The sequence below is a fragment of the Photobacterium satsumensis genome (assembly GCF_050336935.1).
Lineage (GTDB): Bacteria > Pseudomonadota > Gammaproteobacteria > Enterobacterales > Vibrionaceae > Photobacterium > Photobacterium satsumensis.
The window spans coordinates 1-1,111 of sequence record NZ_JAKJSK010000005.1 but is presented as its reverse complement, the minus strand read 5'-3'; the positions used below and the strand labels follow the sequence as shown (position 1 = coordinate 1,111).

General features: G+C 47.5%; 3 tRNA genes and 2 rRNA genes. All 5 read left to right on the top strand.

Annotated elements, in window-relative coordinates:
- Positions 1 to 280 (top strand): 16S ribosomal RNA (locus L4D79_RS00160); the annotation flags it as partial.
- A 99-nt stretch (positions 281 to 379) separates the two neighbouring features.
- Positions 380 to 455 (top strand) — tRNA-Glu (locus tag L4D79_RS00155).
- Between the two features lies 1 nt (position 456).
- Positions 457 to 532, top strand: a tRNA-Lys gene (locus L4D79_RS00150).
- Positions 533 to 563: 31 nt separating this feature from the next.
- A tRNA-Val gene (locus L4D79_RS00145) sits at positions 564 to 639 on the top strand.
- Between the two features lie 314 nt (positions 640 to 953).
- A 23S ribosomal RNA gene (locus tag L4D79_RS00140) occupies positions 954 to 1,111 on the top strand; the annotation flags it as partial.

The window sequence follows — 1,111 nt, the reverse complement described above, 5'->3', positions numbered from 1 at the left end:
CCAGCGATGGTGAGCGAATCCCACAAAGTATGTCGTAGTCCGGATTGGAGTCTGCAACTCGACTCCATGAAGTCGGAATCGCTAGTAATCGTAGATCAGAATGCTACGGTGAATACGTTCCCGGGCCTTGTACACACCGCCCGTCACACCATGGGAGTGGGCTGCACCAGAAGTAGATAGCTTAACCTTCGGGGGGGCGTTTACCACGGTGTGGTTCATGACTGGGGTGAAGTCGTAACAAGGTAGCCCTAGGGGAACCTGGGGCTGGATCACCTCCTTAACGATATGACTRCTGTTTTATGCAGTGTCCACACAGATTGCTTGGTCGAAATGTAAGAGAGCRCCAATGTTGCCCAACAACATTGGCAAGAAACACTTAGTCCCATTCGTCTAGAGGCCTAGGACACCGCCCTTTCACGGCGGTAACAGGGGTTCGACTCCCCTATGGGACGCCACGGGTCGTTAGCTCAGTTGGTAGAGCAGTTGACTTTTAATCAATTGGTCGCAGGTTCGAATCCTGCACGACCCACCATTTTTTCTTTTGAAGGATTTAAAACTTTGGTGGGCGATTAGCTCAGTTGGGAGAGCACCTCCCTTACAAGGAGGGGGTCACTGGTTCGAGCCCGGTATCGCCCACCACTCTCTAATTATTTTCTGCACGGACACGCAGATTCAATAAAGGTTACCTTTGTTGAGTCCGCTTTTTTGCCGCTGAAAATCATTAGAAAGTGGTTCTTTAGATAGAAACACATGCTCTTTAACAATCTGGAAAGCTGACTAGTAAATTCAATCGAATGATTGATTTATTTTAAGTTTTTATCGAAAGATAAAAACGAGTTCTCAAGCAACACACATTCAAGTGTCTTGTGTAAGAGTCCGGCGAAACAACAGTCCATCATAACTCAGATGGACAACCTTGGTTGTTGACCATACGAAACCTCTTGGGGTTGTATGGTTAAGTGACTAAGCGTACACGGTGGATGCCTGGGCAGTCAGAGGCGATGAAGGACGTGCTAACCTGCGATAAGCCAAGAGAAGATGGTAAGAATCACTATACTCTTGGATTTCCGAATGGGGAAACCCAGCTGCATAAGCAGTTATCGTTTATCGT